The sequence below is a fragment of the Actinomadura sp. NTSP31 genome (assembly GCF_041951385.1).
Taxonomy (GTDB): Bacteria; Actinomycetota; Actinomycetes; order Streptosporangiales; family Streptosporangiaceae; genus Spirillospora; species Spirillospora napierensis.
Genome location: NZ_JBGNUT010000004.1, coordinates 347,453 through 362,066, shown reverse-complemented (window position 1 = coordinate 362,066; position 14,614 = coordinate 347,453). Strand labels below are relative to the sequence as shown.

Annotated in this window: 17 protein-coding genes; 5 read left to right on the top strand and 12 right to left on the bottom strand. The window is 72.9% G+C overall.

Going from position 1 to position 14,614, the window contains the following annotated elements:
- Positions 1–14: 14 nt before the first annotated feature.
- From pcaC to ACA514_RS09095, 8 genes are all read right to left on the bottom strand, one after another.
- Positions 15–404, bottom strand: a complete 390-nt coding sequence (gene pcaC / locus ACA514_RS09130) for a 4-carboxymuconolactone decarboxylase (protein WP_375040585.1) — start codon at positions 402–404, stop codon at positions 15–17.
- Positions 401–1,180 carry a 3-oxoadipate enol-lactonase gene (gene pcaD / locus ACA514_RS09125; protein WP_375040584.1) on the bottom strand — a complete coding sequence of 260 codons (780 nt, stop codon included), beginning with the start codon at positions 1,178–1,180 and terminating at the stop codon, positions 401–403. The genes pcaC and pcaD overlap by 4 nt, the downstream gene beginning before the upstream one ends.
- Entirely contained in the window at positions 1,177–2,373 is a 1,197-nt protein-coding gene (pcaB, locus tag ACA514_RS09120; protein WP_375040583.1) for a 3-carboxy-cis,cis-muconate cycloisomerase, read from the bottom strand. The genes pcaD and pcaB overlap by 4 nt, the downstream gene beginning before the upstream one ends.
- A complete protein-coding gene (pcaG, locus tag ACA514_RS09115) occupies positions 2,363–2,914 on the bottom strand; it encodes a protocatechuate 3,4-dioxygenase subunit alpha (protein ID WP_375040582.1) in 552 nt (183 codons plus the stop codon). Before pcaG ends, pcaB begins: the two co-directional genes overlap by 11 nt.
- Positions 2,914–3,579 carry a protocatechuate 3,4-dioxygenase subunit beta gene (gene pcaH / locus ACA514_RS09110; RefSeq protein ID WP_344276653.1) on the bottom strand — a complete coding sequence of 222 codons (666 nt, stop codon included), beginning with the start codon at positions 3,577–3,579 and terminating at the stop codon, positions 2,914–2,916. Before pcaH ends, pcaG begins: the two co-directional genes overlap by 1 nt.
- A gap of 145 nt (positions 3,580–3,724) precedes the next feature.
- Positions 3,725–4,714, bottom strand: coding sequence for a sigma-70 family RNA polymerase sigma factor (locus ACA514_RS09105; RefSeq protein ID WP_375040581.1), 990 nt, complete (start codon positions 4,712–4,714; stop codon positions 3,725–3,727).
- A gap of 143 nt (positions 4,715–4,857) precedes the next feature.
- Positions 4,858–5,097: a DUF397 domain-containing protein gene (locus ACA514_RS09100; protein WP_375040580.1), complete on the bottom strand. Its 240-nt coding sequence runs from the start codon at positions 5,095–5,097 to the stop codon at positions 4,858–4,860.
- Between the two features lie 362 nt (positions 5,098–5,459).
- A complete protein-coding gene (locus ACA514_RS09095) occupies positions 5,460–6,341 on the bottom strand; it encodes a helix-turn-helix domain-containing protein (RefSeq protein WP_375040579.1) in 882 nt (293 codons plus the stop codon).
- Positions 6,342–7,126: 785 nt separating this feature from the next.
- On the opposite strand from ACA514_RS09095, the gene ACA514_RS09090 reads away from it, so the two are divergent.
- The 5 genes from ACA514_RS09090 to ACA514_RS09070 all read left to right on the top strand — a co-directional run bounded on the left by ACA514_RS09090 (position 7,127) and on the right by ACA514_RS09070 (position 11,311).
- The gene (locus tag ACA514_RS09090) at positions 7,127–7,633 is read left to right on the top strand and encodes a hypothetical protein (protein ID WP_375040578.1); all 507 of its coding nucleotides are present in this window, start codon (positions 7,127–7,129) and stop codon (positions 7,631–7,633) included.
- 74 nt (positions 7,634–7,707) lie between these two features.
- Positions 7,708–9,141: a B12-binding domain-containing radical SAM protein gene (locus tag ACA514_RS09085; RefSeq protein ID WP_375040577.1), complete on the top strand. Its 1,434-nt coding sequence runs from the start codon at positions 7,708–7,710 to the stop codon at positions 9,139–9,141.
- A gap of 76 nt (positions 9,142–9,217) precedes the next feature.
- Complete coding sequence (locus ACA514_RS09080) at positions 9,218–9,772, top strand: universal stress protein (protein ID WP_375040576.1); 555 nt, start codon at positions 9,218–9,220, stop codon at positions 9,770–9,772.
- Positions 9,773–9,815: 43 nt separating this feature from the next.
- Positions 9,816–10,460, top strand: coding sequence for an adenylate kinase family protein (locus ACA514_RS09075; RefSeq protein WP_375040575.1), 645 nt, complete (start codon positions 9,816–9,818; stop codon positions 10,458–10,460).
- Positions 10,457–11,311: a 1-aminocyclopropane-1-carboxylate deaminase/D-cysteine desulfhydrase gene (locus tag ACA514_RS09070; RefSeq protein ID WP_375040574.1), complete on the top strand. Its 855-nt coding sequence runs from the start codon at positions 10,457–10,459 to the stop codon at positions 11,309–11,311. Before ACA514_RS09075 ends, ACA514_RS09070 begins: the two co-directional genes overlap by 4 nt.
- Positions 11,312–11,366: 55 nt before the next feature.
- Here the strand turns inward: ACA514_RS09070 and ACA514_RS09065 are convergent, their stop codons facing one another.
- The 4 genes from ACA514_RS09065 to ACA514_RS09050 all read right to left on the bottom strand — a co-directional run bounded on the left by ACA514_RS09065 (position 11,367) and on the right by ACA514_RS09050 (position 14,590).
- Positions 11,367–12,440, bottom strand: a complete 1,074-nt coding sequence (locus tag ACA514_RS09065; RefSeq protein WP_375040573.1) for an acyl-CoA dehydrogenase family protein — start codon at positions 12,438–12,440, stop codon at positions 11,367–11,369.
- Positions 12,437–13,630, bottom strand: coding sequence for an acyl-CoA dehydrogenase family protein (locus ACA514_RS09060; protein WP_375040572.1), 1,194 nt, complete (start codon positions 13,628–13,630; stop codon positions 12,437–12,439). The genes ACA514_RS09065 and ACA514_RS09060 overlap by 4 nt, the downstream gene beginning before the upstream one ends.
- 124 nt (positions 13,631–13,754) lie before the next feature.
- Positions 13,755–14,195 (bottom strand): nuclear transport factor 2 family protein, encoded by a 441-nt coding sequence (locus ACA514_RS09055; protein ID WP_375040571.1) that lies wholly within the window; start codon positions 14,193–14,195, stop codon positions 13,755–13,757.
- Positions 14,192–14,590, bottom strand: a complete 399-nt coding sequence (locus ACA514_RS09050) for a nuclear transport factor 2 family protein (protein ID WP_375040570.1) — start codon at positions 14,588–14,590, stop codon at positions 14,192–14,194. The genes ACA514_RS09055 and ACA514_RS09050 overlap by 4 nt, the downstream gene beginning before the upstream one ends.
- Between the last annotated feature and the right edge of the window lie 24 nt (positions 14,591–14,614).

Here is a 14,614-nt window from a genome sequence, read left to right as displayed (position 1 = left end):
GGCCCTCCCGCCGGTCACTCCTGTTCGGCCAGTACCCGCTGGGCGACGGCGAACGCCGAGTTCGCGGCGGGCACTCCACAATAGATCGCGGTCTGCAGCAGGACCTCCTTGATCTCCTCCGGGGTCAGCCCGTTGCGGAGCGCGGCGCGCACGTGCATCGCCAGCTCGTCCAGGTGGCCGCCGGCGACCATGGCGGTCAGCGTGATGCAGCTGCGGGTCCTGCGGTCCAGGCCGGGACGGCTCCAGATCTCGCCCCACGCGTACCGGGTGATCAGGTCCTGGAAGTCCTCGGTGAAGGCGTCCTTGCGGGCCTCCGCGCGGTCGACGTGGGCGTCGCCGAGCACCTCCCGCCGCGTCCGCATCCCCTGCGCGTGCCGTTCCTCGTCGCTGCCGCGCCGGGTCATTGGCGTCCCTTCCAGGTGTGGTCGAAATGGCCGATGATCGCCTCGGTGACCGGCTCCGGCCGTTCGGCGTTGGCCAGGTGCCCGGCGCCGTCGATCACGACCAGCCCGGCGCCCGGGATGCCGCCGGCGAGCCGGTCGGCGTGGCCGTGCGGCGGGGTCGGGCCGTCCTGCGCCCCGGCGATCACCAGGGTCGGGGCGGAGACGCCGCCGAGCCGCGCGGTGGCGTCGAACGCGGCGAGCGCGTCGCAGCAGCCCGCGTAGCCCTCGGGGCCGGTCGCGCGGAGCATCGCCACGTACGGCTCCGCGCCGGTGAACCCGGGCGTGAACCAGCGGGCGGCGGCCGTGTCGGCGACCGGGCCCACGCCTTCGCGGCGGACGAGCGCCGCGCGTTCCCGCCAGGGTCCCGGATCGCCGAAGCGCGGCGAGGTACAGCACAGGACGAGGCTCGCGACGCGTTCGGGGGCGCGGAGCGCGAGGGCGGTGCCGACGGCGCCGCCGAGCGACACCCCGGCGTACGCGGCCTCGCCGATCTCGAGGCGGTCGAGCAGTGCGACGATCCCGCCGGCGAGGTCCTCGACGGTGAACGGGCCGTCCGGGCGCGGCGCGCCGCCGTGCCCGGGCAGGTCGTAGCGCAGCACGCGCCACCTGCGGGTCAGCGCCGGCAGCTGCGGCAGCCACAGGTCCGCCGAGGTGCCGAGGGACGGGCCGAGGACGACGACGGGCGCGTCCGGCGGCCCGTCGAGGCGGTGCTGCGGGATGCGGGGGCTGGGGGTCACGCGCGGCTCCTCCGGTAGGCGTCGAGGGCGCGGTCGGCCAGCACGGCGGCGGCGCCGGTGCCCGGGTCGCCGCCGAGGACGTCCAGCAGGCCGGCGAGGTTCTCGCGCATCCGCTCCGCCGACACCTCCAGGCCGCAGACCAGTTCGGCGGCGGTCTCGGCGGCGCCGCCGGTCAGCCGCAGGCACTCGCGCAGCGGCTGCCACTCGGCGTGCCACTCCCCCGCCGGGCGCTCCAGCGGCGCGGCCTGCGCGGCCAGCACCACCTGGGCGTACGCCGGGACCTGCAGCGCCGCGGAGCGGACCAGGGCCGACAGCGCCGGGTTGCGCTTGTGTGGCATGGACGACGAGCCGCCCCGGCCCGGGCCGGCGGCCTCGGCGACCTCGTCCACCTCGCTCTGCGCGAGCAGCCACACGTCGGTGGCGATCTTGCCGAGGGCGCCGGCGGTCACCGCCAGCGCCGAGGCCAGGTCGGCGACCGGGGTCCGGCGGGTGTGCCAGGGCAGGACGGGGACGTCCAGGCCGGTCTCCGCGGCGAACGCGGCCACCAGGTCCAGCGCCCGGTCGCCGTAGGCGTCCAGCGTCCCGGCCGCGCCGCCGAGCTGGACGGGCAGCGCGACCGCGGCCAGCCGCTCGCGGGCCTCCAGGCAGCCGAGCAGCCAGTTCGCCGCCTTCGCGCCGAACGTGGTGGGCAGCGCCTGCCGGCCGAGGGTGCGGGCCGCCATCGGGGTGTCGCGGTACCGCGCCGCGATCCCGGCCAGCGCGTCCAGGGTCCGGTCCAGCTGGGCCAGCAGGCCCCGCCGGGTCCGCGCCGCGACGAGCATGGCGCCGGTGTCGGCGATGTCCTGGCTGGTGGCGCCCTTGTGGACGTGCTCGCCGGAGGCGCCGGCGAGGCGGCGGAGGTCGGCGACCAGCGGCACGACGGGGTTGCCGGACCCGCGGGCGCGCCGCGCCACGCCGGCCACGTCGATGCCGCCGGCCGCCGCGGCGGCGGTGATCGCCGCCGCCGCCGCGGCCGGGATGATCTCCAGGCGCGCCTGCGCGCGGGCGAGCGCCGCCTCGGCGTCCAGCATCGCCGCCAGGTACGCGGCATCGCCCGTGGCGGCCTCGGCCTCCGTGCCGGCGCGCACCGGCGACAGCAGCCCCGCGTCGGCGGACGTCCCGCCCGCCGGGGACGGCGGCGTCTCAGAAGGCAAGGAAGACCGTCTCCCCCTCGCCCTGCAGCCGCACGTCGAACCGGTAGGCGCGGTCGCCCTCCCGCTCGGCGACCAGCGTCCCGCGGCGGTCCGCCGGGACCTCCGCCAGCAGCGGGTCGGCGGCGTGCGCGGCCTCGTCCTCCGGGAAGTAGATCCGGGTCGCCACCGGCTTCAGCAGGCCCCGCGCGAACACCAGCAGCGCGATGTAGGGGGCGCCCGCTCCCACCGCGCCCGGCTTCACCGTGGTGAACCAGAACCCGCCCGCCGGGTCGGTGCCGCACCGCCCGAACCCGGAGAAGTCATGCCCCTCCCGGACCATGCCGCCGGGACGCCGCGGGATCTCGCCGTTCCCGTCGGCCTGCCAGATCTCCAGCAGCGCGTCCGGCACCGGCTCGCCCGCGCCGTCGAGCACCCGCCCCCGGACGGTGATCGCGTCCGGCCGCCAGCCCGGCACGACCCGGGGCCCGGCCTCGTACGGCAGCGCGTACCCGAAGAACGGGCCGACGGTCTGCGACGGCGTGGTCTTCGCTGACGTCGTCATCAGGCCTCCATCGGGGTGTCGCCGAGCACGATGTCCCACTGGAACCCCAATGCCCACTCCGGCTTGGTGAGATCCATGTCGAACCGCGAGATCAGCTTGTCGCGGTCCTTCTGCTCGGGGATCGACTGGAAGATCGGGTCGAAGGCGAACAGCGGGTCGTCCGGGAAGTACATCTGCGTGACGAGCCGCTGGGTGAAGGCGGTGCCGAACACCGAGAAGTGGATGTGCGCGGGGCGCCACGCGTTGTGGTGGTTGCCCCACGGATAGGCGCCCGGCTTGATCGTGACGAACCGGTAGCGGCCCTCGTCGTCGGTCAGGCAGCGGCCCGCGCCGGTGAAGTTCGGGTCCAGCGGCGCCGGATGGATGTCGCCCAGGTGGTCGTAGCGGCCCGCGGAGTTCGCCTGCCAGATCTCCACCAGCGCGCCGCGCACCGGGCGGCCCGCCCCGTCCAGCACCCGGCCGGTCACGATGATCCGCTGGCCGAGCGGCTCGCCGGAGTGCTGGACCGTCAGGTCGTTGTCCAGCCGGCCGAGCTCCTGGTGGCCGAAGACCGGCGCGCTCAGCTCGACGCTGTCCGGGCCGAGCTTCGGCATGATCAGGTCCTGCGCCGGGGCGCGGAGCACGGTGCTCTTGTAGCCCGGATACAGGTACGGAGGGTGGGTCATCCGCTCGTTCCTTCCTTGACGCGCTCCGCCGGCGGGGTGGGAACGGCGCCGCCGGCGGCACCCCGTCCGCGCTGCCTCCACCCTGGCAGCCGTCCCGGGGAGCGGCGCGCCCGGGTTTCCGTTGAGCGGAAGACCGGGGCCGCTGTCAGGCGGTGTCGGGCAGCCCGAACACCGGGAACAGCGTCGTGTCGAAGAACGCCGACACCTGCGCCACCCCGTCGCCGGTAATGCTGAGCACCTGGAGCTGGAACGGCCGGTGCACGCCGTCCGCGTCCCGCCGGTACATCCCGAACGCCGGCTGCCCGTTCGCGGCGGCGGGCACCATCCGCAGCTCGCCGGGCTCGGGGCCGCACTGCGCCTTGATGAGCCGCACGATGGCCTCGGCGCCGACGAACCACTGCGGGAACGGCGGCATCTCCCAGACCGCGTCCTTCCGGAACAGGTCCAGCAGCGCCTCCACGTCGGCGGCGTCGAACGCCCGCGCGTACCGTTCGAGCAGATCGCGCTGCGCCGGGTCGGTGGGCTCGACCAGCTCGTCGCGCAGCGGCGCGGCCTCCTCCAGCTGCGCCCGGGCGCGCTGGAGCGCGCTGTTGACCGCCGCGGTCGAGGTGCCGAGCAGCTCCGCCGCCTCGGAGGCCTTCCACTTCAGCACGTCCCGCAGGATCAGCACGACCCGCTGCTTGGCGGGCAGGTGCTGCAGCGCGGCGACGAAGGCCAGCCGCGTGCTCTCCCGCGCCGCGACGATGGTGGCGGGGTCGGTGGCGTCCGCGCCCAGCACCGCGTCCGGGGCGGGCTCGAGCCACGGCACCTCCGGCGAGGCGACCACGGGCCGCTCCGGCTCGTCGCTGGGCGCGCCCAGCCCGGACGGCATCGGCCGGTGGCCGCGCTGGTCGATCGCGGTCAGGCAGACGTTCGTCGCGATCCGGTAGAGCCAGGTCCGCAGGGACGAGCGCCCCTCGAAGTTGCCGTAGGAGCGCCACGCGCGCAGGTACGTCTCCTGGACGAGGTCCTCGGCGTCGTGGATCGACCCCAGCATCCGGTAGCAGTGCGCCAGGAGCTCCCGCCGGTACGGGTCGGCCAGCTGATGAAAGTCCTGGTCCGTCTCTTCGGTGGTGCTGTTCGCCATGGTGGTCATCACCTTCGCTGGGCGGCGTCACTGTGGCGGCGCTCACACGGCCGCCGTACACCCCGACCGTAGGCGACCCCACCGACAGAACACGTGCGATCCCACGATCCTACGCCCCGACCTGCGGTTTCACCCGCCCGCGGAGGCCCGCGTCAGCCCGCGCGCCCGCGAATCCCCGCCACCAGCCCCGCGAACGCCTCCCGCGTCATCGCCATGACGGGGCCCTCGACGTCCTTCGAGTCCCGCACGAGGACGGCCCCCATCGCCCTGGCCACCTCTACGCATCCGGAACTCCCGCTGGCGGACGCTTTGCGCCAAGGGCCGCCCTCCGGACGGCGAGCAAAGCCGGAGAACACGGCACCAACAAACGCGAAGCCGGACCGCAGGACCATAGCCACCAAATCCTTCCAGGCCAGGCCCTGCAAGGGACCCGTAGTTCTCGACCGTAGTGTCATGCGATGACTACCCGTGTGAGCGATCACCACTTGCAGCGGCCACTCATACGACAGCAAAGTTTTAGCACCTCCACCGGAACGGTGCACCCTGACGAACAACCCCGTTCCAGCAGCCTCCCGGTGCCGCCGGCGCCACTTTGAGGCCCGACCGAACCGGACACTCGACTACGCACCACACATAGACGTTAATTCCACCTATTAAGTCGAAATGGCGAAATATCCGGGATGGCCTGGATGCGAAGGCTCCCCAGCCGGCGCCCGCGACCGGGGGCGGTCCCCGGTCACGGGCCAACGAGCGGTCATGTCATCGAAGCGATGATCTCCTCGATGAAGGGGCCGGTCTCCTCGGGCGGCATGGCCAGCTGCCGCAGGTTCTCGTACGCGGCCCGGTATTCGGTGATCCGCGGATCCCGGTCCACGACGGTCACGTCCCACACTCCCGTCAACTCCAGGAAGAGGACGTCACTGACCCGCGGATCGGTGAATTCCAGGATGGTGAACTCGCCCTTCATACCGAAGTGAGCCCCCTTCGAGAAGGGGATCACCTCGACCGAGACGTTGGGCCGCTCCAGGACGTCGAGGATGTGCCGGAGCTGCCGGGGCATGACCCCGGAGTCGACCTGCCCGCCCACCCTGCGGCGCAGTACCGCCTCGTCCATCACCATCATGAGCTCCGGCGGATCAGCCCGGTTGAACACCTCCTCCTGCCGCTGCATCCGCACCTCGACCACGACGTCGCGCTCGGCCGGCGACGCAACGAGTTCGATGGTCACCGCATTGGCGTACTCCTCGGTCTGCAGGAGCCCGGGAACGAGTAACGGCTGGAAACTGCGGATGACCGACGCCCCGGTCTCGTATCCGAGATAACGCAGGAAATCGGATGCCAGCTCGTGCCGGTAGGGCGCCCACCAGCCCCGCTGCCGGGCCTCGCGGGCGATTTCGGTCAGCTTCGCGACTTCCGGGTCGCCGTCCTGAATCCCGTAGTGCCGCAGCAGGGCGTGCAGATCGGTCGTGGAGACGCCGACGGTCCCGCCCTCGATACGGATGAGTTTCGACGTCGACCAGTCGAGCGCGGCCGCGACCTGCTCCTGCGTCACCCCCTTCACCTGCCTGAGGCGCTGGAGTTCGCTGGTCAGAATCGCGCGCTGGACGACCGGCCCGAACTTCGAGGGCATGCTCATCGCGACCTCTTACTCACCCAGTGAAGATCACCCTTGACTCTTCCCGGCAGACCGGAACGTCGCTGTTCGCCGCCCTCCAGGGTGCTTCCATTAAATCAGCGACGTAGCAGTTTGCCAGACCCGTTTACACCAGGTCGCAGAATGCAGTCGGACAACGGCGGGAAGCGATCCGTCACCTTGCCGATGGCCGAGCGGCTCGTCCCGCCCGTACGGCAACGTCACGCGAGCCACACTGGTACCGCCCGCCGACGGGCAATCATCATGTGGCCGTTTGACAGAGGTCGCTCCGCCTGCTTCCACCGCGCCACTCGCCCGGGCGCCTTCCCGCAGGACGCGTGGCCCCGGTTTGCCACTTCTCGCGGCGACAGGTGGAGAAAAAGTTTCTTGCGATCTGCGGCAGGCAGATCTGCGCCAGGCAATCAGCCGACGGCACGGGCACTTCGGCGCGCGGTCGCATAATAGTAGACGACCGCGGAACCACCACCTCGCGGCGGCCGGGACGACACAAACCGGTCACCCGCTCCCAAGGTGGCGGGGCCCCTGCTGCGACAGGAGCCCCGCGGCAGACCTGCCGGCCATTCCCAGAAAGGCCTCGATCCTCTATGAGGATACGTCTTGCGCGCGACCGGATTCCAGCGTCACGGGACGCTTCCGTCACTCCCGCGAATTTCATCGGCCGCCGGACGCGCACGTCGCCGCATCCGGCGACCGCCCGGCTCCACACCTGCCTTCTCGCGGTGGATGTCGTCGCGTTCAGTGCATTGGGCAGGGACGAGGTGGTCCAGTTGGAGTTGCGCCACGCGATGTACGCGACCGTCCAGAGGGCTCTCGCCATGACGTGCATTCCCTGGCAGGCCTGTCACGCCGAAGATCGCGGCGACGGCATCCTCGTGGTCCTGCCGCCGGAGATCCCGGGGTACCTGCTCCTTGATCCGCTCGCGCATCATCTCGGCGCGCTGCTCCGCACGTGGAACCTGTACCGGAGCGAGCTCGCCAGGTTGCGGATGCGGGTCGCGGTGACCGCCGGCCCCGTCCGGTGGGACGAGTACGGCGTGTCCGGCCGCGTGGTGATCGAGCTTTTCCGGCTTCTTGAAGCGCCGTCGTTCAAGGAGGCCATCGACCTGTCCGGGGCCGACCTCGGCCTGCTCGCCGGCGAGCGGTTGTTCGAGGACGTGGTCTGCAGCGGTCCTTATGTCGAGCGGGAACGCTACCGGGCGGTCAAGGTGGCGTGCAAGGAGACCAAGGCCGTCGGCTGGCTGTGGCTGTCGCGGAGCGGCGCGGTCGCGGCGTAGCCTCCCGGTCGGCCTCCACGGGATCTCCACACCGGCGCCACAGGGCGTGCTCTTTCGGGCGGGAGCGTGGGGGCATGCGCGTGAAGATGATCCTGCCCGCACTGACCGAGGCGACGTCGCCGCTGTTCCGGCCGATCAAGTACTCGCTGTTCCCGCCCCTCGGGCTGGCCACGCTGGCGGCATACCTCGATCCGGACGACGAGGTGACGCTGACCGACGAGCACGTCCAGCGGGTGGACCTGTCCGACGAGCCGGACCTGGTGGTCATCCAGGTGTACATCACCTCGGCCCGCCGCGCGTACGAGCTGGCCGACCACTACCGCGCCCGGGGCGCGCACGTGTGCCTCGGCGGGCTGCACGTGACGTCGCTGCCGGACGAGGCCGCGGCGCACGCCGACACGGTCTTCTGCGGGCCCGGCGAGGACACCTGGCCGCGCTTCCTCGCGGACCTGCGCGCGGGACGGCCCGCCCCGCGCTACGACTCGTCCGAGCGGACGCTCGCCGCGCTGCCGCCGATCCGCCGTGACCTGATCTCGCGGCGGCTGTACCTCGTGCCGAACTCGATCGTCGTCTCCCGCGGCTGCCCGCACGTCTGCGACTTCTGCTACAAGGAGGCGTTCTTCGAGGGCGGCAAGTCGTTCTACACGCAGACGGTGGACGCGGCCCTCGCCGAGATCGACCGGCTGCCGGGCCGGCACCTGTACTTCCTCGACGACCACCTGTTCGGCAACGCCCGCTTCGCCGGGGCGCTGTTCGACGGGATGCGCGGCATGGGGCGGCTGTGGCAGGCGGCCGGGACGGTCCAGTCGGTGCTGCGCCCGGGCCTGCTGGAGAAGGCCGTCGCGTCGGGGCTGCGCAGCCTGTTCGTCGGGTTCGAGACCGTCAACGCCGGCAACCTCAAGGAGCAGCGCAAATGGCAGAACATCGACCGCGACTACGGGCAGGTGATCAGGCGCCTGCACGACCACGGCGTGATGGTGAACGGCAGCTTCGTCTTCGGCATGGACCAGGACGACCCGAGCGTGTTCGAGCGGACGGTGGAGTGGGCGGTCGGCCAGGGCATCGAGACCGCGACGTTCCACATCATGACGCCGTATCCCGGGACGCGGCTGTACGACCGGATGGAGAAGGCCGGACGGGTCCTGCACCGCGACTGGGACCGCTATGACACGCGCACCGTCGTCTTCAAGCCCGCCCGGATGACCGCGACGCAGTTGGAGGACGGCTACTGGCGCGCCTACCGCGACTTCTACCGGTGGAGCAACATCATGCGGGGCGCCGCGTCCAAGCCCACCCTCCGGGGCAGGGCGCGGCACGCCGCGTACGCGGGCGGCTGGAAGAAGTTCGAACCCGCCTGGGACCTGGTGATCCGCGCGAAGCGGGCGGGGGCGGCGCTGCCGGTGCTGGAGTCGGTCCTCGCCGGGTTCGGGACCCGGCCGGCCGGGGGCCGGGGCGAGCGGCCCGCCGGTGACCGGCCGCCGGCGATTGCGGAAACTCCACTTTCCTGAAGCGGAAACACTTCCGTCGGAACGGGTATGCCTGCACCCTAGAGTGCACATCAGTCCGTTGCCTTCAGGAGGGACCGTGATCGCGAGACCGGAGGGCGGCCCGCGCGTCGTCGTGGGGGTCGACGACTCCGCCGGAGCACGGTGCGCGCTCTCCTGGGCGATCGGCGAGGCGCGGCTGCGCCGGCTGCCGCTGCTGGTCGCCCACTCGGCTCCGCTGCCGCCGCACGTCTCGGCGGCGGGCCAGCTCGGCTGCGGCATCACCGACGCGCTGCGCGGGTCGGGCGCCGAGCTGGTCGCCCGGTTGCTGGACGAGGTCTGCGGCGGGCCTCCCGAGGGCGTGGAGATGACCGCGCTGGCCCTGGTCGGGGAGCCGGGCGCGACGCTGGTCCGGCTGGCGGGCGAGGACGACATCCTCGTCGTCGGCAACGGCACGCGGGGAATGTTCTCGCGGCTGCTGCGGCCGTCGGTGCGGCTGCACTGCGCGCGCCGGGCGCGGGCGACGCTGGTGTGCGTGCGCCCGCCGTCGTTCGGGACGCTGCCGGACTGCATGACGGTCCGCGACGAGCCCGAGCACGTGCCCGACCGCTCGCGGTTCCGGTGGCTGGGCCGCGCGCTGCGGCTCGCGCGCTGACCCGAGGAGCGGCCGGACGGGCCGCGCTGCGTAGGCTGCGGGCATGCGCAAGTACGTGATCCTCGGACCCCAGGGCAGCGGGAAGGGGACGCAGTCGCTCCTGCTCGCGCGCGACCTCGACCTGGTGCACATCGGCGTCGGCGACATCTTCCGCTGGCATGTGCAGAACCACACCAAGCTCGGCGCGCAGGTCCGGCGCGCGATGGCCGCGGGCGAGCTGGTCGGCGACGACCTGGTGGAGGGCGTCGTCCGGCAGCGGCTCGACCAGCACGACTGGAACTACGGGTTCATCATCGACGGGTTCCCGCGCAGCCGCCGGCAGGCCGAGTTCTTCCTGGAGAGCTACGACATCGACGGGGTGATCCACCTCGACATGCCGGACTCGGAGGTGCGGCGGCGGGTGCTGGCGCGCCGGCTGTGCTCGCAGTGCGGGATGGACTACAACCTGATCGCGGACCGGCCCACCGAGGAGGGCCGCTGCGACGTGTGCGGCGGCGAACTGGTCGCGCGCGAGGACGACACCGAGGAGGCGGTGGCGGAACGGCTCCGCCTCTACCGGGAGAAGACCGCCCCGATCCTGGAGCTGTTCGGCCGCAAGGAGTACGTGGTGACGATCGACGCGCGGCCCGGGATCGAGGCCGTGCAGCGGACGCTTCGGGACGAGCTCGGCCTGCCCGCGCCGCGATGACGCCCGGAGCCGCGCCCTCGCCGGTCGTGGAGCTGGACGACGACCGGATCGCGCGGCACGGCCTGCGGCTGTTCCTTAAACGGGACGACCTCGTCCATCCGGATCTTCCGGGCAACAAGTGGCGCAAGCTGCGGCACAACATCGGGCCCGCCCGCGAGCACGGGACGGTGCTCACGTTCGGCGGGGCGTACTCCAACCATCTGCGGGCGACGGCGGCGGCCGGGGACCTCTTCGGGTTCGCCACGATCGGCGTGGTGCGGGGCGAGGAGCATCTGCCGCTCAACGAGTCGCTGGCGTACGCCGAGCGCAAGGGCATGCGGCTGACGTACATGGACCGGGCGACGTACCGCCGCAAGCACGAACCGGACGTCATCGCCGCGCTGCGCGAACGATGGGGCGACTTCTACCTGCTGCCGGAGGGCGGCAGCAATGCCCTGGCCGTCCGGGGGTGCGCCGAGCTGGGCGCCGAGGCGGCGGGGTTCGACGTCGTCTGCTGCCCGTGCGGGACGGGCGGGACGCTGGCGGGCCTGGCCGCCGGGCTGCCGCCGGGCGCGCGCGCCCTCGGCTTCTCGGTGCTCAAGGGCGGGTTCATGGACGCCGAGGTGGAGCGGCTCCAGCGCGAGACGTACGGAGAGCGGCGCGGGTCGTGGAGCGTCGAGGACGGCTTCCACTTCGGCGGCTACGCCCGCACGTCGCCGGAGCTGGACGGCTTCATCGGCGATTTCGCCGAGCGGCACGGCCTCGTCCTGGACCGGGTCTACACGGCGAAGATGATGTTCGGCGTCTACGCGCTCGCCGGGCGCGGGGCGTTCCCGGAGGGCGCCCGGATCCTGGCCGTGATCACCGGCTGACCGCCCCGGCGGAGGACCCGCCGGGACGGCCGTGGCCGGCGTGCGAACGGTCGGCTCAGGCCGGGGGGAGATCGGCCAGGGTCGCCAGGGACGCGCGGTGGCGGTCGGCCGTGCCGAGCGCGATCGCGTCGGCCTTGGCGCGCTTGAGGAACAGGTGCGAGGAGTTCTCCCAGGTGAAGCCGATGCCGCCGTGCATCTGCACGCACTCCTCGGCGGCCTTCAGCGCGATCGTGGAGCAGTGCGCCTGAGCGACCGCGACGGCGACCGGCAGGTCCGCGTCGCCGGAGGCCGCGCACGACGCGGCGTAGCGGGCGACCGCGCGGGCCTGCGTGATCGAGGTCCACAGGTCCGCGAGCCGGTGCTTGAGCCCCTGGTAGGAGCCGACCGGGCGGCCGAACTGGTACCTGGTCTTGACGTAGGCGACGGTGTCGTCCAGGCAGCGCTGGGCGAGCCCGAGCTGCTCGGACGCCAGCATCGCCGCGCCGGTCAGCAGCCCGGCCCGGATCGCGTCGGTCCCTTCGGCGACGCGCCGCCCGGGCGCCCCGTTGAAGGCGATGTCGGCCAGGCGGCGGGTCATGTCCAGCGAGGTGACGGCGGTGCGGGCGGCGTCCGCGGCGTCCACCGCGTACAGGCCGCCCGCGGTGGGGACGAGGAGGACGTCGGCCGCCAGGCCGTCGGCGACACCGGCGACCTCACCGGTGAGCGCGCCGTCGACGACCTGGACGGTCGCGGCGACGTCGCCGGGCGGCGTCGCGAACGGGACGGCCGGCACGGCGATCTTCCCGCCGGACGCCAGGGACCCGAGCAGGTCCCGCTCCCCCGCCGCCAGCAGCGCGGCGGTCGCGACGACCGAGCTGGTCAGGAACGGGACGGGCGCGACGGCGCGGCCGAGCTCCTCCATGACGACGGCGGTCTCGCGCCAGGTGGCGCCGGCGCCGCCGAGGTCCTCGGAGACGGGCAGCCCCGCGCAGCCGAGCTGGTCGGCGACGGCCCGCCACAGCGCCGCGTCGTAGGGCTCGTCCTTCTCGGTGCCCTCGAGGACCGCGGTCCAGGGCGCCTTGTCGTCCAGCAGTTCGCGGACGCCGGCGCGCAGGTCGTTCTCGATCTCTGTGTAGAGGAGGTCGCTCACTTGGGCAGGTCCTTCCACGCCACGTCCTTGTCGACGCGGATCTCGCCGGGCAGGCCGAGGACGCGCTCGGCGATGATGTTGCGCAGGATCTCCGAGGTGCCGCCCTCGATGGAGTTGCCCTTGGCGCGCAGGTAGCGGTAGCCGGGCGAGCGGCGGGTGAAGTCCACCTCGGTGGGGCGGCGCATCGTCCAGTCGTCGTAGCGCAGGCCCTCGTCGCCGAGCAGCTCCAGTTCCAGGCCGGAGACCTCCTGGTTGAGCCTGGCGAAGGCGAGCTTGGCGCCGGACCCCTCCGGGCCGGGCTGACCGGCGGTGAGCTGCTGGCGCAGCCGCGCGCCGGTGAGCCGGGCCGCCTCGGTCTCCACCCAGGCGCGCAGGACGGCGTCGTGCAGGCCGGGGGTGCGCAGCTCGGGCCGGTCCCGCCACAGGGACGCGACGACGCCGATCATCCCGCTCTCACGCGGCGCGGCGGCGCCGCCGATCGCGACCCGCTCGTTCATCAGCGTGGTCGTGGAGACCTGCCAGCCCTGGCCGACCTCGCCGAGCCGGTGCTCGTCGGGGATCGCGACGTCGGTGAGGAAGACCTCGTTGAACTCGGCCTCGCCGGTGATCTGCCGCAGCGGCCGGACCTCGACGCCCGGCGCCGTCATGTCGCAGACGAAGTAGGTCATGCCGCGGTGCTTGGGCACGTCCGGGTCGGTGCGGGTGACGAGGATCGCCCAGCGCGCCTCGTGCGCCATGGACGTCCAGACCTTCTGGCCGTTGACGATCCACCGGTCGCCGTCGCGGACGGCGCGGGTGGCGAGCGCGGCGAGGTCGGAGCCGGCGCCGGGCTCGCTGAACAGCTGGCACCACAGCTCCTCGCCGGTCCACAGCGGGCGCAGGAAGCGGCGCTTCTGCTCCTCGGTGCCGAACGCCAGGATCGTCGGCGCGGCCATGCCGAGCCCGATGCCGTTGCGCTCGGGGTGGTTGGTCGGCGCGCCCGCCTTGGCGAACTGCCGGTCGACCGCGGGCTGCAGGGAGCGGGGGGCGCCGAGGCCGCCCAGCCCCTCGGGATAGTGGACCCAGGCGAGGCCGGCGTCGAACCGGGCGCGCAGGAACTCCAGCGGCTCGGTGGCGGACGGGTCGTGGGCGGCGAGGAACTCGCCGACCCGCCTGCTCAGCTCGTCGGCGTCGGGCGGTGCAGTGCTCACAGGGCGGACCTCCGCGCGGGGTGCAGGGGTGGCCGGGCGGGCCACCGGAATGAACATACCAACCGGTCGGTATGCCGTGTCCACCCTAGGAACCCGCGCGGCGGTCGGTCAACCGCGTCCGGCCTCAGGAGGCGGTGGTCATCGCCCGGGCAAGGCCCCGGTGGTCGTGGTAGTCGCGCGACTCGACGATCCGCCCGCCGCGGACGCGCAGCACCTGGACGTTGGAGACGCGGAACTCGTGCCCGGTGGCGGCGACGCGGCCGTCGTAGTCGAACTCGGCCACGATGACCTCGGGGTCGTCCGTCTCGTGCACCACGACGTCGCGGGCGCGCAGGTGGAGCGGTCCCGCGGCGGCCCGGCGGAAGTGCTCGGCGATCGTCGCGCGGCCCTCCAGGCGCGGCGGCGCCGGCGGGAGGGCGAACGGCTGCTCGACCACCGCGTCCTCGGCGTACAGGTCCGCCAGCTCGTGCCAGCGGCCCGCGGAGATGCCGGCGCTCAGCCGCTCGAACACCGCGCGCGGCGTGAGTGGCGTGGGCGGCGGCGTGGGCGGCGTGGGCGGCGTCATGCCATCGCCTCCTCGAACGCCCGGTGGTGGGCGTAGTCGCGGGACTCGACGATGTGGCCGTCCCGGATCCGCATGACGAAGACGTTCGGCACGACGAAGTCGCGGCCGGTCTCGGTGTTGCGGCCCGCGTACTCGAACTCGGCCACGATCACCTCGGGGTCGGCGGTCTCGTGGACGACCACGTTGCGCGCCTTCATCTCCACCGGGAGGGTCTCCAGCTGCGCGAAGTGCTCGCGCAGCGCCTCCCGGCCCTCCAGCCGGGACGCGGGGTGGGCGAACGGGTGCACGACCACCGCGTCCTCGGCGTACAGCTGCGGCAGGCCCTCGGGCCGCCGCGCGGTGACCCCGTCGATGAGCCGCTGGAACACGGTGCGGGGGGTGGCGAACTCGGACATGGCTCTCTCCCGTACAATCGGAGT

Bases quoted from the DNA above. Each gene is read 5' to 3' on its own strand.
- pcaC (WP_375040585.1), bottom strand. From the start codon at position 404: ATGACCCGGCGCGGCAGCGACGAGGAACGGCACGCGCAGGGGATGCGG.
- pcaG (WP_375040582.1), bottom strand. From the start codon at position 2,914: ATGACGACGTCAGCGAAGACCACGCCGTCGCAGACCGTCGGCCCGTTC.
- pcaH (WP_344276653.1), bottom strand. From the start codon at position 3,579: ATGACCCACCCTCCGTACCTGTATCCGGGCTACAAGAGCACCGTGCTC.
- ACA514_RS09105 (WP_375040581.1), bottom strand. From the start codon at position 4,714: ATGACCACCATGGCGAACAGCACCACCGAAGAGACGGACCAGGACTTT.
- ACA514_RS09100 (WP_375040580.1), bottom strand. From the start codon at position 5,097: ATGGTCCTGCGGTCCGGCTTCGCGTTTGTTGGTGCCGTGTTCTCCGGC.
- ACA514_RS09095 (WP_375040579.1), bottom strand. From the start codon at position 6,341: ATGAGCATGCCCTCGAAGTTCGGGCCGGTCGTCCAGCGCGCGATTCTG.
- ACA514_RS09085 (WP_375040577.1), top strand. From the start codon at position 7,708: ATGCGCGTGAAGATGATCCTGCCCGCACTGACCGAGGCGACGTCGCCG.
- ACA514_RS09075 (WP_375040575.1), top strand. From the start codon at position 9,816: ATGCGCAAGTACGTGATCCTCGGACCCCAGGGCAGCGGGAAGGGGACG.
- ACA514_RS09070 (WP_375040574.1), top strand. From the start codon at position 10,457: ATGACGCCCGGAGCCGCGCCCTCGCCGGTCGTGGAGCTGGACGACGAC.
- ACA514_RS09055 (WP_375040571.1), bottom strand. From the start codon at position 14,195: ATGACGCCGCCCACGCCGCCCACGCCGCCGCCCACGCCACTCACGCCG.
- ACA514_RS09050 (WP_375040570.1), bottom strand. From the start codon at position 14,590: ATGTCCGAGTTCGCCACCCCCCGCACCGTGTTCCAGCGGCTCATCGAC.